Origin of the sequence: Sphingobium sp. OAS761, assembly GCF_024168485.1 — a bacterium.
Taxonomy (GTDB): Bacteria; Pseudomonadota; Alphaproteobacteria; order Sphingomonadales; family Sphingomonadaceae; genus Sphingobium.
Genome location: NZ_JALJVY010000019.1, coordinates 34,982 through 58,477, shown reverse-complemented (window position 1 = coordinate 58,477; position 23,496 = coordinate 34,982). Strand labels below are relative to the sequence as shown.

The following is a 23,496-nucleotide window of genomic DNA, read 5'->3' as shown; positions in this document are numbered from 1 at the left end:
CCGAGAAAGCCGGCGAACCTGTCTGGGGGCATGCCCCCAGACAGGTTGCCATCACCTCAAGCAACCATCATGAAGGAACCGGACTCTACCTCTGACTGGTAACAATCAGGGGAGCACGTCAATGGGTAGCGATGAGGCGCGATCTGGGCTCGCTGAGTTGGAACGGCGGGTCGAAGAGGATTGGCAGGCTGACCTGGAAGCGCGTCTCACCGGACTCTATCGGGTCGAGGTGCGAAACGAGCGGCAGATAGGCCCCTTGATGGATACGGCCGGCTTTGGCGTGGGCTGTCCGCTGGACGACATGGCGTAAGACGCCGATCCTGTGCCGGCGGGAACACGTCGGCGGGAGGGGCCTCGATGAAAATGGGGCGGCAATCGCTTGCCGCCCCATGATCTTTCCGACGAAAATCGGCTCGTTCAATCGTTGCCGAAAGGAACGCGCAGCGACAGGCCGACGACACGCGGCGCGCCGTGGATGACATTGGCGACACCAACGCTGCCCGCCGCGCCGAAGCCGCCGATTTCATAATCCTTGTCGAACAGGTTCTTGGCATAGACCTCGACCGAGGCCTTGGAGCCGAACGCATTTTCAAGCCGGACGCTGAGGTTGACGAGATGGTAGGCATCGACCACCGAGCCGGGGAAGTTGATGATCTCCTGCTGCAACTGGCTGCGATAGGCATAGTTGAGGTTGAAACCGAAATCGCCCAGTCGGTCCGAGCGATAAACCGTGGCGTCAAGCGTAGCGCCCGCCTGCAGCTTCGGAACATAGGTGAACTTGTTGTTCGAGCGATCAACGCCGTTATCGATGAACTTCTTATATTGCGGCTTGGTGTAGCCGATGAAGCCGCCAAGGCTGACGTCTCTACCGAAGCGGAGAGTCGATTCCAGTTCGAAGCCGCGGATGCGAGCGGACGGCGTATTGATCACCACGGAGACCGGCGCGCCGGCGGAGATGACCACGAGCGCACGCTGGATGTTCGTATAATCCATCGAGTAGGCGGCCGCGTTGAACATCAGGCGGGTCGAACCCCCCAGGTCCCAGTTGCTCTTGATTCCGAGTTCGTAGGAGGTCACGAATTCGGGCGAGAAGGGAGCCTGCTGTGGCAGGCTGGTGGCGCGACCGTTGAAGCCGCCCGAGCGATAGCCGCGACCCACGGTGCCGTAGAGCATCGCCTCTTCCACCGGCTTGATGTCGAAGCCGAACGTCCAGGTCGTCGCGTTGAAGCTCTTCTCTGCCGGCTTGATGCAATTGGCCGGTGCACCCGCCACTACGCAGCTTAAGCTGCCGTCGGCGGTCACGTTGCGGTTTTCAAAGGTGATTTCTCGCTTGTCCCGCGTCCGACGGATGCCGGCGAAAATATGAGCGGGGATATCGATCGGCAGAGAATAGTTGGCCTGGCCGAAGAGCGAGGCAGAGGTGTTGGTGCCGGTGAAGCGGTTCTGCGTTCGTGCAACCGAGGTTTCGGCACGACGAACATAGCTGTTCGAATGGTCGTAGCCAGTTTCCCAGAAATAATAGCCTCCAACGATTAGGTCCAGGCCCTCCATCGGCTTGGCCTGAAGCTGGAGCTCCTCAGAAAACTGCTTGGTGTTGGAGGTGACGCGGGTGCTGAGGATCGTCGCCGTCGTGCCATCATGATCGGCGACATCATCCGCTTTCACCCAACGGCCGCCGGTGATGTTCTTGAAAGTGAGCCCCTCGCTCGCATCCCAGGTGGTGATGTTCGCGATGCCCACGACACGCGCATAGTTGAACGGTTTGAACTGGCTTTCCTTTTCGTGGAAACCGAGCGTCTGCTGCTTGGCAAAGGCGGCGAGATAGGCGGCGCCGACCGCAGTCGTCGCGTTTACCAGTGCCGGGTTATAGGTCTTGGCGAAGAAAGCCGGCCCGTTCGTGGACGAGCGATAATAGTCGCCGATGAAGGTGGTTGTCAGCGTGTCGGTCAACTGCGCCTGGAGTGTGGCGCGGCCGGCCCAGCGGTCGCGGTCGTCGAGGCGGTAATCGCCGTTCAGGACCTTGGTGTAGCCGTCAATATATTGACGCAACCCTGCGACGCGCAGCCCGATGCCTTCGCCTATCGGCACGTTGAGCGCCCCTTCCAGGCTGTAGCCCCACGGATCCTCCAGCGCGGCGCTGACATAGCCGCCAAAGCTGTCGGTCGGGCGCCTGGTTTCGATCAGCACCGCGCCACCGACGGAGCTGCGGCCGAAGAGCGTGCCTTGCGGGCCCTTGAGCACCTGAACCGAATTGATGTCGAAGATCGCGGCGTCCAGCCCGGCCGGGCGGGCCATGTAGATCTCGTTCAGATAGGCGCCAGTGGACGGATCGACGCCGATGCCTGCCGTGGTCTGCACCTGGCCGCGGATCTGAATCGAAGCCGAGTTGCTGGCACCGTTCAGCGGGGTAATGCTGAGGCTAGGCGACAAGCGCTGAACGTCAGTCAGGTTGCGGATCTGGAGCGATTCAAGCTGCTGCCCGGTGACAGCGGTCACTGCAACGGGCACGTCCTGAAGACGTTCGGCGGTGCGGCGAGCGGTCACGACGATATCGTCCGAAGAAACTGCTGCTGCAGCTTCCTGAGGTGCAGTCTGGGCGTTGGCGGTGCCTGCGAGGATCGAGGTGCAGGCGATAGCCGTCAGATAAGCATTCCGGTCGCGAAACTTCATCACGTTCCTCCCCATATAATTGAGGAAGCTCTTTACCGATCTGTGCCCAACTTTCAACCACAATAAAAGCGATCCATGTAAAATTTATTCATGGAGAGTAAGTGCGTGTAATGACACAGCTAACGGGAGTTAATATTCAAATACCTCAAAATGCATTTGGAGTTTTATATAAAATAACACGCGATTATTATATTTTAAATTTGGACGTAATGATCATTATAGCATCGATCAGATAGATATATTCGTTAAATTTCGGCTAAAACAGAGATAATATATTTAATAAAATTATCATAATATTGATATATACTTAACAGTATCGATCATAATTGATTGTATCATTAGCCGATAAAATCGGAACAGCGAGGCAATGCTGTGCTCCAGCACCCGGACGGAGGCGACTTGCGTTATCCCAATTGAACCCTTCGTACTCGAAAGGCGTATTGAAAGGATAGTGCGGTCGGCATCGGTTAAGGCCAGATTCCTGTTGAAGCCATCACGCACATTGTCGCCATCCACCCGGAAAAGCGGCGGAAGTCGAGGTTCGAGTAGGTGTATGCTGGGGCGGAAAAGGCGCTTGGTTAGCCCATATAAATCACCGCCCCGGAGGAGCAGGCGCTCCTCCGGGTCTCTCGGGCCGGATCGCCGGAGGCGGATCTAATGGGCCGCCATGCGGTTTGCCGCCGGGATCGATTGCATGGGCACGGGCGTGTAGACGAGGGTCAGGTTGGTCGGGATGACCTTGCCCTGGCCGCCGACATAACCCGGTGCCGGTGCCTCCGGGTCGATCCGGTAGTCCGTGATGACCTTGTGGACCTCCTCCAGCGCGATGCGCACCTGCATCGTCGCAAGGTGCGACCCGGCGCAGCGATGCTCGCCCGCGCCGAAGGTCAGATGGCTGTGGGCATCGGCGCGGGCGAAGTCGACCACGTCCGGGTTGGGGAAGCGGTCCGGGTCGCGGTTGGCCGCGCCGGTCGAAAGCGTGACGACGTCGCCCTTCTTGATCTGCACGCCGGCCACCTCGACATCGCGGGTCGCCACCCGCGCGCTCATGTGGAAGCCGTGGAACCGGATCAGCTCGTCGGCGGCGCGCTTCCAGGGAATCTCACCCCGCACCAGCATGTCTCTGTGGTGCGGATTGCGGGCGAGATAGGTGAAGGCGTAGGCGGTCGCCGCCCGCGTCGAGTCCGTGCCGGCGAAAAACAGCAGCGTGGCCATCGTGGTCACGTCCTCGTCGGTCAGCTTCTCGCCGTTGACTTCGCCGTTCAGCAGGGTCGAGATCACGTCGTCGCCGGGATGGGCGCGCCGCTCGGGGATCAGCGCGGTGACGATCTCGTCGATCTCGGCATTGATCTTCTGCCTATAGGCACGGGCGTCCTCGACCGAACCGCCCTTGCGTATCACCTCGGCCTGTCCGAAGACCAGTTCGTGTGCGAGATATGCGAAGCGCGGATAGTCCTCGTGCTTCAGGCCAAGGTTGAAGCAGAACATGTCGCGCGGCACCGCGTCGCAGAACTCCATCACGAACTCGCAGCGGCCTTTGGGCGCGATCTCGGCGATCGCCTGCCGCGTGCGTTCGCGCACATAGTCCTCAAGCCGCATCAGCTGGCGCGGCGCAAACAGTGGGGCGATCACCTGGCGCCAGGGGCGATGCTCGGGCGGATTGAGGTACAGCGGCTTGAACAGCTTGCTGAACGGGTTGTACGGGATGCCGTAAGGCCACTGGTTGAAGGTCTCGGCGTCCTGATAGATGGCGCGGATGTCTTCGAACTTGGTGAAGACCCAGAAACCGCCATGGCAGCTGGAATAGAACACGCGCTTGCCGGGGGCTAGCGCCGCCGTTGGGGGAAAGTGCATGACTTCCGGGCCGTTGAGCTGATCGAACGGCACCACCAGTTCGGGCGGAACATGCTCGGGCACTTGGGGTGAGGTGGTCGTCACGCGCTACTCCTGTATGAAAGGAAACAGTACTCGGCGGCCTTTACGAGGCGTGGGCCGTCAGTCTTCGTAAGGTTCGAACTCGCTCTTGATCGCGCCGCAATCTGGGCAGATCCAGTCTTCCGGTACATCTTCCCAACATGTTCCGGGTCCGACGAGGAAGTCTTCGTAGCCGAGCGCCTCGTCGTAGATGAAGCCACAGTGCCCGCATTTCCATTTCGCCACGCTATGTTCCCTGGACTTGAGTATAGGGGAGGCCTCTATTTGCGGTGGGTCCCAGCGCAGTGGCAGGGCATCCACCCCGAACACGGAGCCGCCGTGGGTCCTGACGCCCGCGGGATGGTCGATCCGGAAGGGCGAGATATTGTCCAGCCAGTAGTCGACAGCGACCTTCAGCTCGCGACGGGCGAGGTGTGATCCCATGCAGTTGTGAGGTCCCGTGCCGAACGCGAGATGGCGGTTGATGTTGGGGCGCGAGATATCGAAGGCATCCGGGTCGGCGAACATCGCGGCGTCGCGGTCGGCCAGCATCGTTGCGAGGCTGAGATAGTCGCCTTTGCGCAGCTGCACGCCGTGGAATTCGACGTCGCGGGTGACGATGCGCCCCGGCACAGTGACCGAATGGAGCCGAAGGAGCTCCTCGACCGCCCGTTGGCGCATTTCGGGCCGCTGGCGCAGGTCCTCCTGGATGTCCGGATGCTCCGCCAGGAACCGGAACAGGAATCCCATCGACGAAGCGACCGTGTCGAGGCCCGCGCTGTAGAGCAGGTAGGCGATGCCGAGCTTCTCATTATTGTTGAGCAGGCGCCCTTCCACTTCGGCCTGGGCGATATAGGTCAGCAGGTCGTCGCGGGGGCTCTTCTCTCGGTCTGCCAGGACAGCGATGAGGTAGTCGGCGATCTTTCTGGCGGCGGTAGCCCGCGCCTCCAGGCTGTCGCTGTGCATCTGGATGTCTTCCCATTCGAGGAAGGTGTCCGCGTCCTCGACCGGCAGCCCGACGAGCTCGAGGATGACCGTCGTCGGAAGGCGTCGGCCGAGCGCTTCCTGGAAATCGCAACGACCCAGCGGACGAACCGCCTCTGTCATTTCACGGACCATGACTTCGATCTTTTCGGAGAGCTGGGCGATCCGGCTGGCCGCGAAAACCTTGTTCATCATGAGGCGGAACGGCTTATGCAGTGGTGGATCGACCTCCAGCGGGATCATCGGCCAATCTTCGCCGAGCACGGCCGAGAAGCCGGAATATCGGTCGCTCGAGAAGGTCTCCGCGTCGAGCAGAACCTCGGAGACGTGGTCGTAGCGCATGAGGATCCACGTGCCGCGGCCGCGCCGTCCGGAGGGCGAATAGACGATATCCGGCCCCGCGCGCATGATCGACAGCGAGCCGTAGGGATCGCGGTCAGAACCTTCAAGCACGAGGTTCCAGTCAACCACCAGCTCTTCAGGGATATGGCCCGGCACTTCGCGGGCATTGAGGATGACTGTCTCGTTCATTCGGGCTCTCCGTCCAGCAGCGCCACGCGCTGTGCCACGTGCTCTGCTCATGCGGATGGCGATATCGGATGTGGCCGCTCGACATTTTGACTGGAGTCAAAGAGATAACTTTTTCTGATTTACGGTTGATCAAAGGTCGCGGCCTACAGGGGAAATAAGACGGCCCGCAACGGAGGACGAGCACCGAAAGAGCGGACATGACAGCAGTCGACCAAATGGTTTGTTTCGATCATCACTCGCGCGACTATGCGCTCGACCATCGGGCGATCGTCGCGAACTTGCGCGCGACCGCACCGGTCGCGCTGCTGATTTGGACCGATTTCACATGCGCCGGAGTGGCGCCAGCCAATCCCAGTCCGCGTCGGGCGCCTCGCCCGCCTCATGTGTGACGCGCATCGGTGTGGCGGAGAAGCGCGGGGCGGGATTTGGACAAGGCGCGCCGCTCACCTCGCGGAATGCGCCGCGCGCTACATTGTGCGGATGCGCCGCCGCCTCGCCCATACCCAGTACGGGAGCAAAGCAGATGTCGGTCCCTTCGAATAGCCTGCACCAATGGGCTCGGCTTTCGCGTGCGAAACTCTCTTCGAAAAAGGCTGCGAGCTTCGGCCAATTGTCCGGTGCGTCGCGATTTGCTGCCAGTTCCGGCGGCATGGCAATGAGGCTCGCGAGCTGGGCGAAGAAATGCGGTTCCAGCGCAGCGATGGATATCCATTCTCCGTCGGCGCAGCGATAGCAGGCATAATAGGGCGCGCCGCCGTCAATCAAGTTCGCGGCGCGCCCGTCCCGCCACATGCCGTTGGCGCGCAGCTGATAGATCAAGGTCATGAGGTAGGACACGCCGTCGGACATGGCGGCGTCCACTACCTGTCCCACACCGGTCGTGCGCGCATGAGTCAGCGCGGCCAGCACGCCGATGCTCAACATCATTGCCCCGCCGCCGAAGTCGGCCAGCAGGTTGAGCGGGGGCAGCGGTCGCTCCGCCGGACCGATCGCGGCGATGGCGCCGCTCAGCGCCGCATAATTGAGGTCGTGGCCCGCCATCGGAGCATAGGGGCCGTCCTGCCCCCAGCCGGTAATACGGCCATAGACCAGCGCCGGATTGCGCGCCATCGCGGCTTCCGGGCCAAGGCCCAGCCGCTCCATGACGCCTGGGCGAAACCCCTCGATCACGACATCGGCGCGCGCAATGAGGTCCAGCAGGGTGGCGATCGCCTCAGGCCGCTTCAGGTCGAGCTGAATGTGCCGCCGCCCGCGTTGCTCGAAATGGAGCGGAGTCGGCGCCTTCGAGCCGATCCGGTCGATGCGTAGCACCTCCGCGCCCATGTCCGACAACTGCATCGCGACGAAGGGGGCGGGGCCGATCCCCGCAAACTCGATAACGCGCACGCCTGAAAGGGGGCCGCCCGCCATCTCAGGCGCCGATGCCCAGTATCAACATGCAGTCCAACATATTTGGGTTCCAAGTCCGGCCCGCATGTATTGCAACGCTGGACGAACGGATTCTCCTTCTACCGCCCGCCGCAGAAGAAGACATATTCACCACCGGAACAGTCCGCATTGTTCCTGGTCCACTGGGCACCATCACCGAGTCTCCTACCTCTTTGTACGGTCGATGATTAATATGTGGCCTGCCAGTCAGGACAATCGGCCGGCACATTGAACCGAAAGTTTTCGCTACGTTCAGGTACGTGGTCGCGATCGCTCGCATCCTCTCCTTCTTCTTTTTTTCGTCCGGGGATCATCAGATGTTGACTGCGGCCAGCATCTGCTCGGGATAGCGCAGCCCAGCGGGCTTGCCGATGCCGTCGAGCAGCGTCATATCGTTCACCGAAAGGGCGATGTCGGCCGATGCCACGCTGTCGGTCATGGTGGTCCGGCGCTTGGCGCCGGGAATGGGCACGATATCCGGCCGCTTGGCGAGCAACCAGGCGAGTGCCACCTGCGCCAGCGATACGCCCTTCGCATCGGCGACGGTGCGAATCGTGTCGAGTATAGCCAGGTTCGCCTCATAATTGCCGGGCGCGTAGCGCGGATCGTGGAGCCGCCAGTCGTTGGGCGTCATCTGCGACCGGGGGATGGCGTTGCCGGCGAGGAAGCCGCGTCCAAGCGGGGAATAAGGCACGAAGCCAATTCCCAGCTCTGCCGTCACGGGCAGGACATCCTCTTCCACGCCGCGTTCCCACAGCGAATATTCGCTCTGGATCGCCGCGACCGGATGGACGGCATGGGCACGGCGGATAGTGGCGGCGCTCGCCTCCGACAGGCCCACATGCAGCACCTTTCCCTCACGCACCAGATCGGCGAGCGCGCCCATTGTCTCCTCAATGGGCACGGTGGGGTCCATCCGGTGCTGATAATAGAGGTCGATCCGGTCGGTGCCGAGACGTTGCAGCGATCCCTCGATTGCGCGCCGCACATTGGCGGGCGAGCCGTCTATGCCGGTGCCGCGCGTCTCGCCATCGAACCGGAAGCCCCATTTGGTGGCGATGATCAGTGCTTCGCGCTTGCCCTTGATCGCCCGGCCCAGCAATTCTTCATTTTCGAGTGGACCATAGATTTCGGCCGTGTCGAAGAAGGTGACGCCTTGGTCGATCGCGGCATGGACGGTCGCGATCGACTCGACATCATCGGCCGGGCCATAGGAAGCCATCCCTGCCTTCATCGGCATGCACCCTATGCCGATCGCCGACACTTTCAGGCCTTGTCCAATGGTGCGGTAGCGCAACTCTCATCTCCTCATGGGGCCGCGACCTGCTCGGGTCGGCCGATTTATAGAGTCATCGCAAATAGCAGGCTGTATTCATCCGGCCAACGCATTTCCGCGCGAATCCGCCGTCCGCCCGACCTTCAGTCACCAAGTTTGCTTGACGCTGGGTATAATGAGTAATAGATACATAGGAATTAAGACCGAATACGGTTCAGGAAGCAGGAGAGGATATGCTTCACAAGGGAGCGAGGCGTCTGATCGAGATGGTCGCCGCGTCTGGAGCGCGACGCTTGCCGAGGTTCCTGTGCAGACGGCACGCCTTATCGTGGCGATGAGCGTGGGAGCGATGGACGATCCGACGGCAGAGGTCGCGCGGGTCGTGGATTTTTGCGCAGCTGCTGATCATGGCGGCATTCTTACCCGTGGCCTTGCAGCGCGATGCACAGTTCCTCTTCTTTCACGGACGCCACGGCTGAGCGACAGCGCGGCAGAGCTGCCGTCGGTTGCGCCGTCGTTTGAGTGCGGCCTGACGCGCCTGAGCGCCATTCTGGCCGCACGATAATGAGTATGAAATAACAGGAAGGGTGGGTCATGACATCGCTGGACATGGATGTAGATGCGGCGCTCGCCGAGGCGCATATCCCCTCTTTGCTCATGGCGCTCGTGCACCTCACCGGCGATCTATCGCTGCTGACGCCGGAGCGCCGCCCGGAAGTCGCCACGACGATCAGCGAGGAAAAGGTCCTTCCCGCCGAGGAGCAGGCGGAAATCCGCCGCCTCGCGCACGAGAAGCTGACGGCATGGATCGACGGTGGCCGACCGCCCGTGCCGGATATCGGCATGGATGGGCTGGAGCGGATGATCCGTTATCTGATCGGCGACGATGTCGACGGCAGCTATATCCCCTTTCTGGAGGAGGAGATCGGCGTCCGCGACTTCCGCAAGCCCGACTGGAGCAGCCCCACCCTGCGGGCCGCGGCCGGCGCCATGCACGTTGTCATCATCGGCGCGGGCATGTCGGGCCTGCTCGCTGCGATAAGGTTGCAACAGGCGGGGATCGCTTTCACCATCCTGGAGAAGAATCCCGAAATCGGCGGCACCTGGTACGAAAATACCTATCCTGGTTGCCGCGTCGATTCCGACAACCAGCTCTATTCCTATTCGTTCGAACCCAATCCGCTTTGGCCGCAGCATTTTTCTACCCGCGACAAGCTGCTTGCCTATTTCCAGCGCATCGTCGAAAAATATGACCTGCGCCGCCATATCCGTTTCGACGCGATGGTTGAGGAAGCCCGTTATGATGAGGCTGCCCAGCGCTGGACGGTGCGCTATTGCGACGATCGAGGATCGCTACAGGTCATCTCAGGCGACGCGCTGTTCAGCGCCGTCGGCCAACTCAACACGCCACGATATCCGGACATTCCAGGGCTAGAATGCTTTGCCGGCCCTGCTTTTCATTCGGCCCGTTGGCGTCATGACGTAGATCTTAAGGGCAAGAAGGTGGCCGTCATCGGAACGGGTGCGAGCGCGTTCCAGTTCGTGCCTGAAATCCAGCCGCAGGCCGGGCGCGTGGATGTCTATCAGCGCAATCCGCCGTGGCTGATGCCCACGCCCCATTATCACGAGGATGTGTCGCCTGCGCAGCAATGGCTCCTGGCGCAGATGCCCTTCTATGCCAACTGGTATCGCTTCTGGCTTTATTGGCGGACGGTCGACGGCATGTATGCCGGCGTGAAGGCGGACCCCGACTATGAGGGCGGGCCGGAGGCGATTGGGGCGCTCAACGCGCAAATGCGCGCCGTGTTGGAACAATGGATACGGCAGCATGCGGGCGACGATCCCAAGCTGGAAGGGAAGGTCATCCCGGATTATCCCGTCGGCGGAAAACGCGGCCTGCGCGACAATGGCGCCTGGATCAGGGCGCTGCGTCAGGACAATGTCAACGTCATCACCGACCGCATTAGGGAAATTCGCCCCAACGGCTTGGTAACGGAGGGGGGGCACTTCCGCCCCGCCGATGTGCTGATTTATGGTACCGGGTTCCGCGCCAGCGAATTCTTGTCTTCATATCGGATCTACGGTCGCGGTGGCATCGAATTGCAGCAGAAATGGCAGGGCAATGCACGCGCTTATCTGGGTACGGTGGTCCCCGATTTCCCGAATATGTTCATCTTTTACGGCCCCAACACCAATCTCGTAGTCAACGGCAGCATTATCCTCTTCGCGGAATGTTCGGTCGGCTATGCGATCGATTGCCTGAAGCTCGCCGCGCTTGAGAAAGCAGCGGTGATCGAAGTGCGGCAGGACGTCTATGACGACTACAACCGCCGTGTCGATGAAGCGAACGCGATGATGGCCTGGGGCGCGCCGCAAGTGTCGAGCTGGTACAAGAACGACCAGGGGCGCGTGAGCCAGAACTGGCCCTTCCCGACAGTCGATTTTTGGGAAGCGACGCGCGCGGCGAAGCCGGAGGACTTCTTCTGCGAACCGCGCGTGACGCCGGATCGGGCCGCGTGACAATGGGAGAGGCATATGGCGGCGTTCGTACTTGTGCATGGCGGCCTGCACGGCAGCTGGTGCTGGGAGCGGGTCGTGCCGTTGTTGCGGGAGGCTGGGCATGCGGTCGAGGCGATTGACCTGCCGGGTGCCGACGGCCAGCGCCCCCGCGCGGATGTGACCTTCGCCGACTATGTCGCTGCGACCGTCGAGGCGGTGGAGAGGGCGGGCGAGCAGCCCATATTGGTCGGTCATTCGCTTGGGGGGCGCTCCATTTCCGCCGCGGCCGAAGAGCGGCCCGACCTTGTGCGCGGGCTCGTCTATGTGACCGCGTTGCTGCCTTCTCCGGACGGGGGTATTGCCTTGCCCGCGCCGCAGGACAATATCATCGCGAGCGGTTTCTACCCGGTGGAAGACGGGGCCAGTGTGATGCTGGACGAAGGCCCCGCACGCGCCGGCTTCTATTCGGACTGTTCGGAAGAGGACGCGAAGGCCGCCTTCGCACGGGTCGTCCCGCAACCTGTGCGCGCGATGACCGAAGCTGTAACGATCAGTCATGCGCGATGGGGCAGCGTGCCGCGCTATTATGTCTTCACGCATGAGGACCGCACCATCCCGCTGGACTTTCAGCAGCGGATGGAGCGCCAGTCGCCTTGCGGGCGGACCTTCGACCTTCCAAGCGGCCATTCGCCCTTCTACACCCATGCGCGGGAACTGGCGGACATATTGTGCGCCGTAGCGGTGCAGTTGGCCGAGTCCGCGAAGGACGCGGGAGAGATGCAAGCCTGAGCGTGACGATCTGGATGGAACGGCACCTGACCCCCGAAGGCGGCGTGGAGGGCGTGTTGATGAGGAAGGGCAATTAGCGGGATCCGCCGGCCTTCCCAATTCCGTTATCTGTAGTTATCTTGAACCGCACACGCAAAGCGAACAGGAGGCAAACATGATGGGCATGGGAGACGGGAGTTGCCCGTTCGAGTTCAATTTCGATCCCGCGACCTTCAAGGTAGGCGATACGGTGAGCTATAGAGTTACCGGGAGCCTCAGTGATTTCCCGTTTGTCGGTACGCTGATTGAAGTGGGTGAGGATTATGTCGTCATCGGTGGCGATCCAGCCAGCGCCGCCAGCCGCATGCGCGGGACGCGCGAAAGCCGACCGCTGGTGGAAGAAGCCGAAGCGCTGCGCTGAGGTCGTCGCAACGGTGGGCAGGTGACTCGTCTGTGATATCGGCCAGTCTGGGTGATGTCGCCCTCCGCGCCTCGCAACGCCACCGTCCTCAGGTGGGCGTTGCCTCCAGAACGCCGGTCTCAATGAGTTCGTCGATCCGGTCCTTATCGATGCCCAGCAGTTCGGACGCGGCCCATATGGTTTGCTCGCCAGGCAGCGGGGCCGGGGCAAAATCCGGATCGGGCAGGTGTTCCGAACGGCCGAGCGCATTTTCCATGTAGAATTCATGCTTGATGAGGGGATGCCCCGCCAGACGCAACATGCCGCGTTTACGGTAAAAGGGGAAGTCGGGCATCTCGATGACGCGCAGCATCTTTCCCGCCGGAACGCCGGCTGCCTGAAGGCTTTCCATCACCGCTTCCGGCGCGCGGCTCGCTGTCCATGCGGCAACCGCCCCATCGAGTTCTGCCTGCGCCGCCCGGCGTCCCTGCGCCGTGCGGAGATCGGGCCGGCCCAGCAGGTCGTCCCGCCCGATCGCACCGCACAGCGCGCGCCAGTCGGCATCGCTGCGCGTGGTGATGACCGCCCATTCGTCGTCTCCCGCGCAGGGATAGATGTTCCACGGAGCATCCGGACGGGACGGGCGCGGTTCGCCCAGAGAATAGGCGGCGATCTGGTCGGCCAGATGTGCATTGATGACCTCCGCCTGCGCAAGGCTGGTGGTGCCGCCCCGGCCCGTGCGCATCCGGCGGATCAGCAGCGCGAGCGTGCCCATGGCAAGGAAGCGGCCGGACACATGGTCGGGATATACCGTCATGCCGTCGCTGAAATCGCTCGGCGCGTCGGGGTACACCCACTGCGCCGCAAGTCCGGAACTGGCACGAACCAGCGGTCCGTATCCGGGACGGCCGGACCAAGGACCGGTCGGTCCATAGGCCGAGCTGTCGCCCATTATGATATTGGGATTGGCCTGGGACAGCGCGCCATAGTCGAGGCCCAGCGAGGTCAGCGTGCCAGGTTTGAAGTTGGACATAACGACGTCGGCCTGCCGGACCATGTCGATGAACATGGCCTTCCCGCGATCGTCGCGCAGATTGATGCCGACGCTCTTTTTATTGCGATGGCCCATCGCGAAGTTGATCGAAATGGGGCCGTCCATGCCGAGAGACTGCCGCGCGCCGTCCGGAAACGCCTTGTTCTCCATCTTGAGTGTCAGCGCGCCCTGGTCAGCCAGCAGGCGGGATTGTTCCGCACCCGCGACGATCACCCCGAAATCGAGGATGGTGATGCCCGACAGCGGGCGATGCGGCGGCATGGCTTCGGGCGGCGGATCGAAGCGTTCGGGCTTGATCCAGCCCGCATCGTTCCCCACTTCCCGCGGTGCGCCGGTGACACCAGCGCGCGCGCCATCAATCTCCAGCGCGCCGTTCGGGACTATGACGCTCCGGCCCTGCGAATCCGTTACCTGCGTCAGGGCGCCGCGTGCGGCGAACTGCTCGATATCCATTGCTTCGCGCACGGTCAGCACCGGCGCGATCGGCACGCCGTGCCGTTCGCCTTCGGCCTCCACCTCGGCGCGGGTCTTGTCGCGGAACAGAGCGGCAATGTCAGGCATCAGCGTCGTGGAGGCGAAGCGCACCTGCAACTTGTTATATTCGGGACCCGCATATTTTTCCGGCTCGCCCATCCAGCGGAACATGTTCTGCCACTGGCGCGGCCCCAGCACGCAGATGCGCACAAAGCCGTCTTTGCACGGCAGGAAGGGATACATGTGGCGCGATTCGGCGCGGCCGCGCGGCAGCTGGCTGGCCGGCACGCCGGCCGTCGCGCTGCCGCCGATGGCATAGCCGGGATCCATGCACTGCGCCGTCACCTCCATCAACGACAGGTCGAGCGCGTCGCCTTGCCCGGTGCGCAGCCTGTTGAAATAGGCGAGAAGCAGTGCCCAGGCGGCCTGCACATAGCCGCATTGGAGGGAAACCTCGGTGGGCGGCAGCAGCGGCTCGCGCCCGGGCATACCAGAGCGCGACAACACTCCCGACAAGGCGTCCATGACCGACGTGGTGAGCTGCCAGTTCTCCAGCGAGCTGCCGGTGCCGAAGGGCGAGAGCCGCGCTGCGACCAGTCGGGGATTGCGCGCCCGGACGGCGGCCAACCATTCATCATTCATCGGATCGGCCAGCCTGCCATCAAGACGGGTGCTGAGCAGAATATCCGCGTCGGCGGCGAGTTCGGCCAGGCGCTCCAGTCCCGCCGTCGTCGTCAGATCGAGCCGCATGACCCGCTTGCCTGTGTTCCTCACCAGCGCGGCGACGGCGTCATCGACGATCTCCGCCTGCGGCACCAGGATGACGTCGGCCCCCAGTTCGGCCAGGTAACGGGTAACTGCACCGGCGGACAGCGGAGCGATTTCCAGCACCCGCAAGTTGGCCAGAGCGGGTTCCACGTTCACGGCATTAGTTGATTGAGTCATGTCGCCTATCTTGAGCCTCTGCCTCGCAGGATTATGAAAAGGGCCGCCATGCTCCTGCGGGCATGTCGTTCTCGTTATGGGGTCGGATATCCGCCCGCTGCGCCAAATTTGCCGCAAATTCGGGGCTGGGAACAGCCATGTGTGTAGTCCGTGATTCCGGTTGATCTCCTGCCGTCGGTTCATGGCCCGCATCCCTGCGCAGACCGACAGCGACGTTCCCTGCCGGTTTGTCACGGTCCGGGGACTGGCATCCGGGCAGACCCCAGCCGCTAAGGAGAAAAATTGGGTAGACTGCATGTCCACATTCGCACCATTGCCTCAAGTGGCAGCCCGCGCAAGATTTGATTCGCTTCCGGACCTGCGGCCGCCATGCGTTGCCATGATCGCGCCGCCAATCTCCAGGCCGATTGTCGTTTCTTGCCTGGCTGCCTACGTGTCACCATAAGTGCCGGAGCGCCGCGTGCGCTTTTAGAGGAGCCACTGCATGATCACGGTCGATCTGGACGGCGCGAACGCATTTCCCCGAACACCGCCTCACCAAGCCGAACCATCCCTGGACCAACGGCTAGGTCGAACGGGAACCGGACCATCAAGGACGTCACCGTCAAGCGCTACCATTACGCCAGCCATGACGAGCTGCGGCAGCACCTCAAGCTGTTCATCGACGCCTACAGCCATGGCCGACGTCTCAAGATGCTCCGCGGCCTCACACCCTACGAACATGTCGCTCGCATCTGGATAGAAGACCCACACCGATTCAAAATCAACCCGTATCGCCTCACCTCGGGCCTAAACACCGAGGCAAGGTAATGCTCCACATGCGGTACGACAGTCTGAACTTCCCCGAGGTCAAGGCCGCAACGCGCCCCTACACGGAAGCGATCATACGCCAGACTCGAGCGATCGTCCGCCGCGCGGTCGCGCGCGGGGAGCTGCCCGCCGGAGGCAGTCCCGCTGTCATCATCGATGTCATCGTCGGGGGCATCATCCGCCGCTTCAGCACCACTTGCGACCGACAATGATCGCGCAGCGTGACCGCATCCTGGAGGAGATCGTGCGCATCGTGCTGCACGGCGCAATGGGGCCCCACGGCTGATCGAAGCCTATCCCTATGGTAGAATCTTTCGGCCTCCTATTGTTGCCCATGGCTTGAGGAATTGCAGACGGCATACGACTGCAATTAGGAGAAGAGGATGCGAGTGGTCGATCCCGACCAGGGGCTCGCTCGCTGCTCGACGGTCCGGCCTTCCCCGATGCGCAGGAACTGAACTATCATGCGCTCTTCAGCTACATCAATTCGATCGGCGGCGGCACGGACCAGATTCAGCGCAACATCATCGGAGAACGTGTGCTGGGCCTGCCGCGCGAGGTGGAGACCGACCGCAATATCCCTTTCCGTCATTCGATGGCGGCGGGCGGTTCGGGCAGATAATGCACGAGCGCGGGCAGGGTGCCCGTATCGATGACACACTGGCCTTGCGAAGAGTCCCATCCGCCAATTCATATATATTTATTTGTCGAACGGGCCCGTTTTCAGCCACAGTTTCCTTGACCCGCCCTTTTGTCGATTATAGAGCTTCCTCAATAAGCCGCCGTAGGGCACAAGACGGGAGTCGAGGATGGAAACGGGCACCGCGACGCAGGAGAAGTCCGGTAATCTGGGCATAGCGCCAGAGACGCTGAAGGCGATCTATACGCAGATTTCGCGCATCCATGAGGTGGACAAGGCGGTGAAGGCCGGGCTCTCCTCGGGCAAATTCCGCTTCACCTATTGGCCGATGACCGGACAGGAGGCAATCCCGGCGACGCTGTCGACGCTGGTCGATGCCCACGACTATATGGTGACCATTTACCGCGGCATCCACGATCTGGTAGCCAAGGGCGTGCCCCTGAAGAGCCTGTTCGCCGAGATGCTGGGGCGCGAGGATGGTGTGAACAAAGGCAAGGGTGGGTCGCCGCACGTATCCGATCCGGAGTCCGGCGCCATGCTGACCACCGGCATTGTCGGTGCGGGTGCGCCGATTGCCAACGGGCTGGCGCTCGCGGCCAAGATGCGGGGCGAGGGGCGAGTGACGGTGGTCAATTTCGGCGACGGCGCGACCAGCATCGGCGCGGTGCACGAGGCGTTGAACCTGGCCGCCCTGTGGAAGCTGCCGGTCATCTTCCTGTGCCAGAACAACCAGATCGGGGAATATACGGCTATACCCGATTATACCGCCGCGCCCGATTTCTTCAGTCGTGCCGCCGCGCTCGGCTTCAAGGGGGTGAAGCTGGACGGCAATGACGTGGTGTCCTTCCACCGTGAGATGGAACGGATCGTCGCGGACGTGCGAGCGGGCGAAGGTCCTGTCTTCGTGGAGGCGGTGACGATGCGGCTGGGCAGCCATGCCGGGATCGCCGAGACTAACCATCTCGACGCGCCAGCGCTGGCAAAAGCAAAGGTGGAATGGCCGGTGCCGCGCACCCGCGCGCTCCTGATCGACAGCGGCGTCGCGAGCGAGGAGGAGGTAGCGGCCATCGACGCGGCGGCGAAGGCCGAGGTGGAGGAGGCGGTCGCCTTTGCGCTCGAGAGTCGGGTGACGCCCGCAGCCGACATGTATGTCGATGTGTTCGGCGAGGCTGACTTCGTCCCGCGCCGGGGTCATTATCCCGAACGCGCCGACGTTTTGCTACCCGAGGGCGAGACGAAAAAGATGAACATGGCCGAGGCCATTCGCGACGCCCATCATGTCGCGATGGAACTGGATGAGGGCGTGTTCGCGCTGGGCGAGGATATCGGCGATCCGGTGGGCGGCGTGTTCAAGACGACGCTGACGCTGGAGGACCGCTGGGGCAGCGAGCGCGTGCGCAACACGCCGATCGCGGAACAGGCGATCATCGGGGCGGGAACAGGCGCTGCGCTGGTGGGCATGCGGCCGGTGGCCGAGATCATGTTCAACGACTTCATCGGTGTGTGCCTGGACCAGATCACCAACCATGCCGGCAAGCAACGCTTCATGTCGGGGAGCGCCACATCGGTGCCGCTCACCATCCGCACCATCTGTGCAGGCGGCGTGGGTGGACTTGGCGCGCAGCATTCGCAGTCGCTTGAAAGCTGGCTGCTGCATTCGCCGGGCGTGAAGGTCGTCTATCCGTCGACCCCGGTCGAGGCGAAGGGACTGCTGTTGTCCTGCATTTTCGACGATGATCCGTGCGTGCAGATCGAATCCATGGCGATCATGCACAGCATCAAGGAGCAGGTGCCGGCAGGCGACTATCGCATCCCGCTGGGCGTGGCGAAGGTGAAGCGGGAAGGGACCGACATCACTCTGATCACCTACGGCATGTTCGTCTCGCGTTGCCTGGCCGTCGCGGAGAAGCTGGCCGAGGAGGGCATTAGCGCCGAGGTGATCGACCTGCGCACGCTGATGCCGATCGACTATCACCGCGTGCTGACTTCCGTGCGCAAGACCGGGCGGGCGCTGGTCGTCCATCTCGCCACCGAATTTTGCGGGCTGGGATCGGAGATAGCAGCGACGATCAACGAGGAACTGTTCCGCGACCTGAAAGCGCCGGCTTCGCGCCTGGGCGCCGAATATCTGCCCATCGCCTATTCGCAGGATATCGAAACGGCACAGATACCCAGTGCCGACAGCATCACCGCGCGCGTCAAAGCGCTTATGACCTATTGAATGAAGGGGACCCGATGAGCACCGACCTAAACATGCCCAAACTCGCCATGTCGATGACCGAAGGCGAACTGACCGAATGGCTGGTGGAAGACGGTGCGACCGTCACGGAAGGGCAGGCCATCTATTCAGTCGAGGCCGACAAGTCGACGCAGGAGATAGAGGCCCCCGTCGGCGGCGTGCTGCGCCAGATCGGGGTGGTGGGAGAAACTTATGAGGTAGGCGCGAAGATCGGCGAGATAGGCTGACTTCCCGTCCCTGTCTCCCGCGAACGGGTGCTCATGTCGCGCTGCGTTGTGCATAGACCGGCGCGACGTAGACGGATCCGTTATGCCTGTCATGGTCTCGAGCAACATCAATGGGCCGATCATGGCGCTGCCGCCCATGGGCGGGTCAGTCGATCAATGAAACCCAGTCGTTCGACGGCGGATCGACGTCGGCCATGTTGATCGCGCCATGCGCGGTGTGGCTGCGGATCGTTCCGCCATTGTCCACCGGCAGCATGACGCCGTTGATGAAAGAGGCATCAGCCGACATGAGAAAGGCGGCCGAGGATGCGACCTCGTGCGGCTGTCCCACGCGCCCCATATATTGATGCCGCAGCTTGCGGCCCTTCACCGGATCCTCGACGATTGCGCGCAGCCTGCCCTCGCCCGTGTCGAAGGGGCCGACGACCAGACAATTGGTGCGGATGCGGTAGCGCGAATAATAGGTCGCCATCTGGAGCGTGAGCGACTGGATCGCACCCTTGCACGCGCCATAGCAGTGACTGGATACCTGCCCGCGGATACCGCCGGTCGATGACATGTTGAGAACCGCGCCTCCCCCGGCCTGCGCAATCGCCTTGAGGCCATATTTCGAGGCATAGAAGACGCCGTCGAGATCGACACTCACAAGTTTCCGCCAGGTTTCCGCCGAGATTTCCGTCAGTGGGCCGTCATTGCGGTTCTGGATCCAGGCGGCATTATTGACGAGCCCGGTCAGCTTGCCAAATCGCTCCACGGCGGCGCCGACGGCTGCCTTGACCTGAGACTCCTGCGACACGTCCATAGCGACGAACAGAGCCTCCGTCCCGACCGCTTCGAGCCGCTCCCGCATTGCCTTGCCGCGATCTTCCGAACGGCCGGTGATGACGACCTTCGCGCCTTCCCGCGCGAAACGTTCTGCCATTGCCGCGCCCAGTCCGGCGGTCGAACCGGTAATCAATATGACGTCATTGCCGAGCCGGTTGGGACAAAATTGGCTGTCGTTCATCTCGATGATTTCTCCTCTCAAACTTGTGTTGGCCGGTTCAGACGGCGGTCCAGCCGGCATCGATAGGCAATATGGCGCCGTTGATGAAGCTGGCATGATCGCTCGCGAGGAAGAGCACCGCTGGTGCGACCTCGTCCGGTGTGCCGCGTCGCGGATTGAGGTCGAGTGCCCGGCGCAGAGAGGGCCACAGATTGGGTTGCTCATCGGTGCCCATCACCCGCCCTTCTGCGCTGTTCCATTCGGGACCCTCGCCACGAACGCCCCCTGGCGCGATACCCACGCATCGGATGCCCCGGTCGCCATAGCATGCGGCGATATTCTTTGTCAGGCCGATGAGGCCATGCTTGGCCGCCGTATAGGCTGGGCCCGCCCGGCCGCCGGTCAGGCCGCAGATCGAAACCGTGTTGATGATGACGCCCTTGCCCTTCATCAGCATGCCGGGAAGGAATTGGCGCGCTGTCAGGAACGGCGCCTTCAGATTGACCGCCTGGCACCGGTCCCACCATTCCTCGCTGGTGTCGAGCAGGCTGGCATTGTTGCCGATGCCGACATGGTTGACCAGAACATCGACGCTGCCGAAAGCATCGTTCGTGACGGCGGCGACGCGCTCGATATCTTCCGACGAAGCGACATCGGCGCTAACCGATATCGCCTCGCCGCCATGGTCCCGGATGGTGTTGACGGTCAGCGCCGCCGCTTCGGGATTGATGTCCACCACCACGACATTGGCGCCTGCCGCTGCGAAGATCTGTGAAATTTCCCGGCCCATGCCGCGTCCCGGTGCGCCGCCGCCGCCCGTTACTACTGCGGTGCGTCCGCTCAGGTCGAAGTCCAGCTTGCGAAAAGCGGTCGTCCCTCCTTCCATGGTCGAAGTTGTCATCTATCCATATATCCTCGTCCCATGTGGCGCCGTTAGATCGCGCCTGCCGCGGACCCGTATCGTGGCCGACCTCGCGACCAACAATACCGATAGCTGTAATATTAAGGCGATCTGCGTATAAATCGACGGGAAAAGAATATTTCAGGAAATTTCGACCCGGATTGTCGGTGAGACGCTCTCGTCTCCGGCTGCCTCATCGGCGCAGACGGACGATCCTTCACGCGTTTCGGCCTCCTGAGCGCGCGCAGGGCAGAAGGCAGCGATTGCCTTGATTGAACTATCTGTATAGACAGGCCGTCAATCAAAAAAGGAGAGATCCGCCGTATGCGCACACAGAACGACCGCCGGGTCCGCTGCATCCTTCCCCTGGCGCTGTTGACCGGTGGGATTGCCTTGCTGGCAGCATGCAGTGGAACGTCCGGCCAGGGCGGAGCCACGCAGGGCGGCGAGCCTGATGCGCCGACGATCAAGATGCTGAGCGACACGGCCGATGGCACCAACTGGGCAGGCTATGGCCGCACCTTCGACGAGACCCATTACAGCCCGCTCGATCAGATCAACGACGGCAATGTCGCCAAGCTGGGCCTGAAATGGTCGATGGACCTGCCAACGGTACCCAGCGTCGCTGGCGCGCCGCTGGCGGTGGACGGCGTGCTCTATCTCGGTATCGGCTACAGCCAGATCTACGCCATCGATGCGGCGACCGGAAAGACGCTGTGGACCTACGACCCCAAGGTTACGGAGGTCGCGGGCGACAAGCTGCAACCCGCCTGGGGCATTCGTGGCATCGCCTATGGCAACGGCAATATCTATACCGGCACGCAGGACGGCCGGCTGATCGCGGTGGATGCCAAGTCCGGCAGCGAAAAATGGTCGGTCCAGACGACGGAAGGCCCGGAAGACGGCCGCTTCATCACCGGCGCGCCGCGCGTATTTCGCGACATGGTCATCATCGGCCATGGCGGGGCCGACACCGCCAATGTGCGCGGCTATGTGACTGCCTATGATGCGCGGACTGGCGCGCAGCGTTGGCGCTTCTACACCGTGCCGGGCGATCCCAAAAAGGGACCGGACGGTGCGGCATCGGACGATGCGATGGCGCAGGCGACCAAGACATGGACCGGCGAATGGTGGAAATATGGCGGCGGCGGCACCGCCTGGAACGCCATGACCTATGACCCGGAACTCGACCGCATCTACATCGGCACAGGCAATGGCGCACCTTGGAACCGCAATGTCCGCAGCCCCGGCGGCGGCGACAATTTGTTCCTCTGCTCGATCGTGGCGCTGGATGCCAAGACGGGCAAATATGTCTGGCATTACCAAACGACGCCAGGTGAGAGCTGGGACTATAACAGCTCTCAGGACATGTCGCTCGCGACGCTCGACATCGGCGGCAAGAAGCGGCGCGTCATCCTGCATGCGCCCAAAAACGGCTTCTTCTACGTGGTCGATCGCGACACCGGCAAACTGATCTCCGCCAAGCCTTTTGTTAAGGTGACATGGGCGAGCGGCGTCGACATCAAGACCGGCCGTCCGATCGAAAATCCGGAGGCGCGCGCCACCGATAAGCCGATCTTGGTCTGGCCGAGCGCGGCGGGTGGCCATAACTGGCATGCGCAGTCGTTCAACCCCAAAACCGGACTTGTCTATATGCCGGTCCAGGACATGCCGGGCGTGCACGATCCGCGCGGCATTGATACCGCGCGGTGGCAGCGCAAGGGCGGGGGTCTTGAGGCCGGCTATCGCCCGCTGACGACCAAGGGCGCACCCCCCATCCCCGGTGCGAAGGTTGCCGCGCTCATTGCCTGGGACCCGGTGGCGCAGAAGAAGGTCTGGTCGGTACCACTGTCCGGCGCGCTGAATGCCGGCGTCGCGAGCACGGCGGGCAATCTCGTGTTTGAAGGCAATCTGGATGGCCAGTTTGTCGCCTATGATGCGAAGACGGGCAAGACGCTGTGGAGCTTCGACGCGCAGAACGGCTTTGCAGGGCAACCGATCACCTATACGGTCAAAGGCGTCCAATATGTCACGGTGATCGCCGGGCTGGGGACCACCACAGGTGTCATGGGCGCGCTGATGGGCGACAAGGCCTGGAACTATCGCGACCAGCGGCGGCGGGTACTGACTTTCGCCCTGGGCGGGAAAGCAGCCTTGCCTGCATGGAAGCGCGCGCCGTTGCCGCCCTTTACCGACGATCCGTCCTTCAGGGCCGATCCCCAATTGGTGGATCGAGGCGCCGAGGCCTTTTCCAGCCATTGCACCGTCTGCCACGGCGCGGGTGCCACCGCAGGCGGATCGGCACCCGATCTGCGCCGTTCTGCCGTACCGCTGGACGAGGGGACGTTCCGCCAGATCGTGGCCGAAGGCATGCTCGTGCCGCAGGGCATGCCCAAATTCCGCGACTTTACGCCGCAGGATATCGAGGCGCTGCGCCACTATATTCGGTATCAGGCACAGGCGGCGAAGCAAGCCCGGCAGAAATAAGCGCTGCGGACAGAAAATCGCGCATCGGTCATGCATCAGTGGTGCAGCAGTTCAAGGAGGAGTTCGCCGTCGCGCTCGAAGGGCTGATCGCCTCAATCGAAAGCTGAAAGCCGCCCGTGAGTACGGCATGGGATGATCGGGGCCGCCGCGCGCGACTTTGCCTGCCCCGATCGCCCACCTCCTGCCGCGCAAGATCGGGATACCGGATATCGAGGGCACGCCGGTCGGCCCATCGGGCGGGAAGGACGGCCACGGGGCGCAAGA

17 protein-coding genes and 1 pseudogene are annotated in these 23,496 nt (G+C 62.4%); 9 read left to right on the top strand and 9 right to left on the bottom strand.

The window, feature by feature from the left end:
• Positions 1-121: 121 nt before the first annotated feature.
• Positions 122-310 (top strand): hypothetical protein, encoded by a 189-nt coding sequence (locus J3E64_RS19795; protein WP_253344929.1) that lies wholly within the window; start codon positions 122-124, stop codon positions 308-310.
• A 107-nt stretch (positions 311-417) separates the two neighbouring features.
• On the opposite strand, the gene J3E64_RS19790 is transcribed toward J3E64_RS19795, so the two are convergent.
• From J3E64_RS19790 to J3E64_RS19765, 6 genes are all read right to left on the bottom strand, one after another.
• On the bottom strand, positions 418-2,670 hold the full coding sequence (locus tag J3E64_RS19790; RefSeq protein ID WP_253344927.1) for a TonB-dependent receptor: 2,253 nt from the start codon (positions 2,668-2,670) through the stop codon (positions 418-420).
• A 288-nt stretch (positions 2,671-2,958) separates the two neighbouring features.
• A complete protein-coding gene (locus J3E64_RS20895) occupies positions 2,959-3,186 on the bottom strand; it encodes an adenylyl-sulfate kinase (RefSeq protein ID WP_367398655.1) in 228 nt (75 codons plus the stop codon).
• Positions 3,187-3,324: 138 nt separating this feature from the next.
• On the bottom strand, positions 3,325-4,608 hold the full coding sequence (locus J3E64_RS19785; RefSeq protein ID WP_253344925.1) for a cytochrome P450: 1,284 nt from the start codon (positions 4,606-4,608) through the stop codon (positions 3,325-3,327).
• A 57-nt stretch (positions 4,609-4,665) separates the two neighbouring features.
• Complete coding sequence (locus J3E64_RS20765) at positions 4,666-6,099, bottom strand: cytochrome P450 (protein WP_301287392.1); 1,434 nt, start codon at positions 6,097-6,099, stop codon at positions 4,666-4,668.
• Positions 6,100-6,420: 321 nt separating this feature from the next.
• Positions 6,421-7,509, bottom strand: coding sequence for a CaiB/BaiF CoA-transferase family protein (locus tag J3E64_RS19770; protein ID WP_253344923.1), 1,089 nt, complete (start codon positions 7,507-7,509; stop codon positions 6,421-6,423).
• A 331-nt stretch (positions 7,510-7,840) separates the two neighbouring features.
• Positions 7,841-8,824: an aldo/keto reductase gene (locus tag J3E64_RS19765; protein ID WP_253344921.1), complete on the bottom strand. Its 984-nt coding sequence runs from the start codon at positions 8,822-8,824 to the stop codon at positions 7,841-7,843.
• A 573-nt stretch (positions 8,825-9,397) separates the two neighbouring features.
• On the opposite strand from J3E64_RS19765, the gene J3E64_RS19760 reads away from it, so the two are divergent.
• The 3 genes from J3E64_RS19760 (at position 9,398) to J3E64_RS19750 (ending at position 12,491) form a co-directional block, all read left to right on the top strand.
• Positions 9,398-11,323: an FAD-dependent oxidoreductase gene (locus J3E64_RS19760; RefSeq protein WP_253344919.1), complete on the top strand. Its 1,926-nt coding sequence runs from the start codon at positions 9,398-9,400 to the stop codon at positions 11,321-11,323.
• 15 nt (positions 11,324-11,338) lie between these two features.
• Positions 11,339-12,091: an alpha/beta fold hydrolase gene (locus J3E64_RS19755; RefSeq protein ID WP_253344917.1), complete on the top strand. Its 753-nt coding sequence runs from the start codon at positions 11,339-11,341 to the stop codon at positions 12,089-12,091.
• Positions 12,092-12,245: 154 nt separating this feature from the next.
• Positions 12,246-12,491, top strand: coding sequence for a hypothetical protein (locus tag J3E64_RS19750; protein ID WP_253344915.1), 246 nt, complete (start codon positions 12,246-12,248; stop codon positions 12,489-12,491).
• An 88-nt stretch (positions 12,492-12,579) separates the two neighbouring features.
• Here J3E64_RS19750 and J3E64_RS19745 read toward each other — a convergent pair whose 3' ends face one another.
• Positions 12,580-14,943 carry a CoA transferase gene (locus tag J3E64_RS19745; protein ID WP_253344913.1) on the bottom strand — a complete coding sequence of 788 codons (2,364 nt, stop codon included), beginning with the start codon at positions 14,941-14,943 and terminating at the stop codon, positions 12,580-12,582.
• Positions 14,944-15,467: 524 nt separating this feature from the next.
• Here J3E64_RS19745 and J3E64_RS19740 point away from each other — a divergent pair.
• From J3E64_RS19740 to J3E64_RS19725, 4 genes and pseudogenes are all read left to right on the top strand, one after another.
• Positions 15,468-15,753, top strand: a pseudogene (locus J3E64_RS19740) (integrase core domain-containing protein); the annotation flags it as partial.
• Positions 15,753-15,965 (top strand): TetR/AcrR family transcriptional regulator C-terminal ligand-binding domain-containing protein, encoded by a 213-nt coding sequence (locus J3E64_RS19735; protein ID WP_253344911.1) that lies wholly within the window; start codon positions 15,753-15,755, stop codon positions 15,963-15,965. The pseudogene J3E64_RS19740 and the gene J3E64_RS19735, both read left to right, overlap by 1 nt.
• A 597-nt stretch (positions 15,966-16,562) precedes the next feature.
• Positions 16,563-18,614, top strand: coding sequence for a thiamine pyrophosphate-dependent enzyme (locus tag J3E64_RS19730; protein WP_253344909.1), 2,052 nt, complete (start codon positions 16,563-16,565; stop codon positions 18,612-18,614).
• A gap of 14 nt (positions 18,615-18,628) precedes the next feature.
• A complete protein-coding gene (locus J3E64_RS19725; RefSeq protein WP_192668132.1) occupies positions 18,629-18,859 on the top strand; it encodes a biotin/lipoyl-containing protein in 231 nt (76 codons plus the stop codon).
• A gap of 145 nt (positions 18,860-19,004) precedes the next feature.
• On the opposite strand, the gene J3E64_RS19720 is transcribed toward J3E64_RS19725, so the two are convergent.
• Both J3E64_RS19720 and J3E64_RS19715 read right to left on the bottom strand, forming a co-directional pair.
• Positions 19,005-19,865 carry an SDR family NAD(P)-dependent oxidoreductase gene (locus J3E64_RS19720; RefSeq protein ID WP_253344907.1) on the bottom strand — a complete coding sequence of 287 codons (861 nt, stop codon included), beginning with the start codon at positions 19,863-19,865 and terminating at the stop codon, positions 19,005-19,007.
• 37 nt (positions 19,866-19,902) lie between these two features.
• On the bottom strand, positions 19,903-20,745 hold the full coding sequence (locus J3E64_RS19715) for an SDR family oxidoreductase (protein ID WP_253344906.1): 843 nt from the start codon (positions 20,743-20,745) through the stop codon (positions 19,903-19,905).
• Positions 20,746-21,069: 324 nt separating this feature from the next.
• Here J3E64_RS19715 and J3E64_RS19710 point away from each other — a divergent pair, with 324 nt between their 5' ends.
• Entirely contained in the window at positions 21,070-23,232 is a 2,163-nt protein-coding gene (locus tag J3E64_RS19710) for a PQQ-dependent dehydrogenase, methanol/ethanol family (RefSeq protein WP_253344905.1), read from the top strand.
• The last annotated feature ends 264 nt before the right edge of the window (positions 23,233-23,496 follow it).

What these genes read in the sequence shown, in the direction of transcription:
- J3E64_RS19795 (WP_253344929.1), top strand. Translation starts at nt 122, where the DNA reads ATGGGTAGCGATGAGGCGCGATCTGGGCTCGCTGAGTTGGAACGGCGG.
- J3E64_RS19790 (WP_253344927.1), bottom strand. Translation starts at nt 2,670, where the DNA reads ATGAAGTTTCGCGACCGGAATGCTTATCTGACGGCTATCGCCTGCACC.
- J3E64_RS20765 (WP_301287392.1), bottom strand. Translation starts at nt 6,099, where the DNA reads ATGAACGAGACAGTCATCCTCAATGCCCGCGAAGTGCCGGGCCATATC.
- J3E64_RS19770 (WP_253344923.1), bottom strand. Translation starts at nt 7,509, where the DNA reads ATGGCGGGCGGCCCCCTTTCAGGCGTGCGCGTTATCGAGTTTGCGGGG.
- J3E64_RS19760 (WP_253344919.1), top strand. Translation starts at nt 9,398, where the DNA reads ATGACATCGCTGGACATGGATGTAGATGCGGCGCTCGCCGAGGCGCAT.
- J3E64_RS19755 (WP_253344917.1), top strand. Translation starts at nt 11,339, where the DNA reads ATGGCGGCGTTCGTACTTGTGCATGGCGGCCTGCACGGCAGCTGGTGC.
- J3E64_RS19750 (WP_253344915.1), top strand. Translation starts at nt 12,246, where the DNA reads ATGATGGGCATGGGAGACGGGAGTTGCCCGTTCGAGTTCAATTTCGAT.
- J3E64_RS19745 (WP_253344913.1), bottom strand. Translation starts at nt 14,943, where the DNA reads ATGACTCAATCAACTAATGCCGTGAACGTGGAACCCGCTCTGGCCAAC.
- J3E64_RS19735 (WP_253344911.1), top strand. Translation starts at nt 15,753, where the DNA reads ATGCTCCACATGCGGTACGACAGTCTGAACTTCCCCGAGGTCAAGGCC.
- J3E64_RS19730 (WP_253344909.1), top strand. Translation starts at nt 16,563, where the DNA reads ATGGAAACGGGCACCGCGACGCAGGAGAAGTCCGGTAATCTGGGCATA.
- J3E64_RS19725 (WP_192668132.1), top strand. Translation starts at nt 18,629, where the DNA reads ATGAGCACCGACCTAAACATGCCCAAACTCGCCATGTCGATGACCGAA.
- J3E64_RS19720 (WP_253344907.1), bottom strand. Translation starts at nt 19,865, where the DNA reads ATGAACGACAGCCAATTTTGTCCCAACCGGCTCGGCAATGACGTCATA.
- J3E64_RS19715 (WP_253344906.1), bottom strand. Translation starts at nt 20,745, where the DNA reads ATGACAACTTCGACCATGGAAGGAGGGACGACCGCTTTTCGCAAGCTG.
- J3E64_RS19710 (WP_253344905.1), top strand. Translation starts at nt 21,070, where the DNA reads ATGCGCACACAGAACGACCGCCGGGTCCGCTGCATCCTTCCCCTGGCG.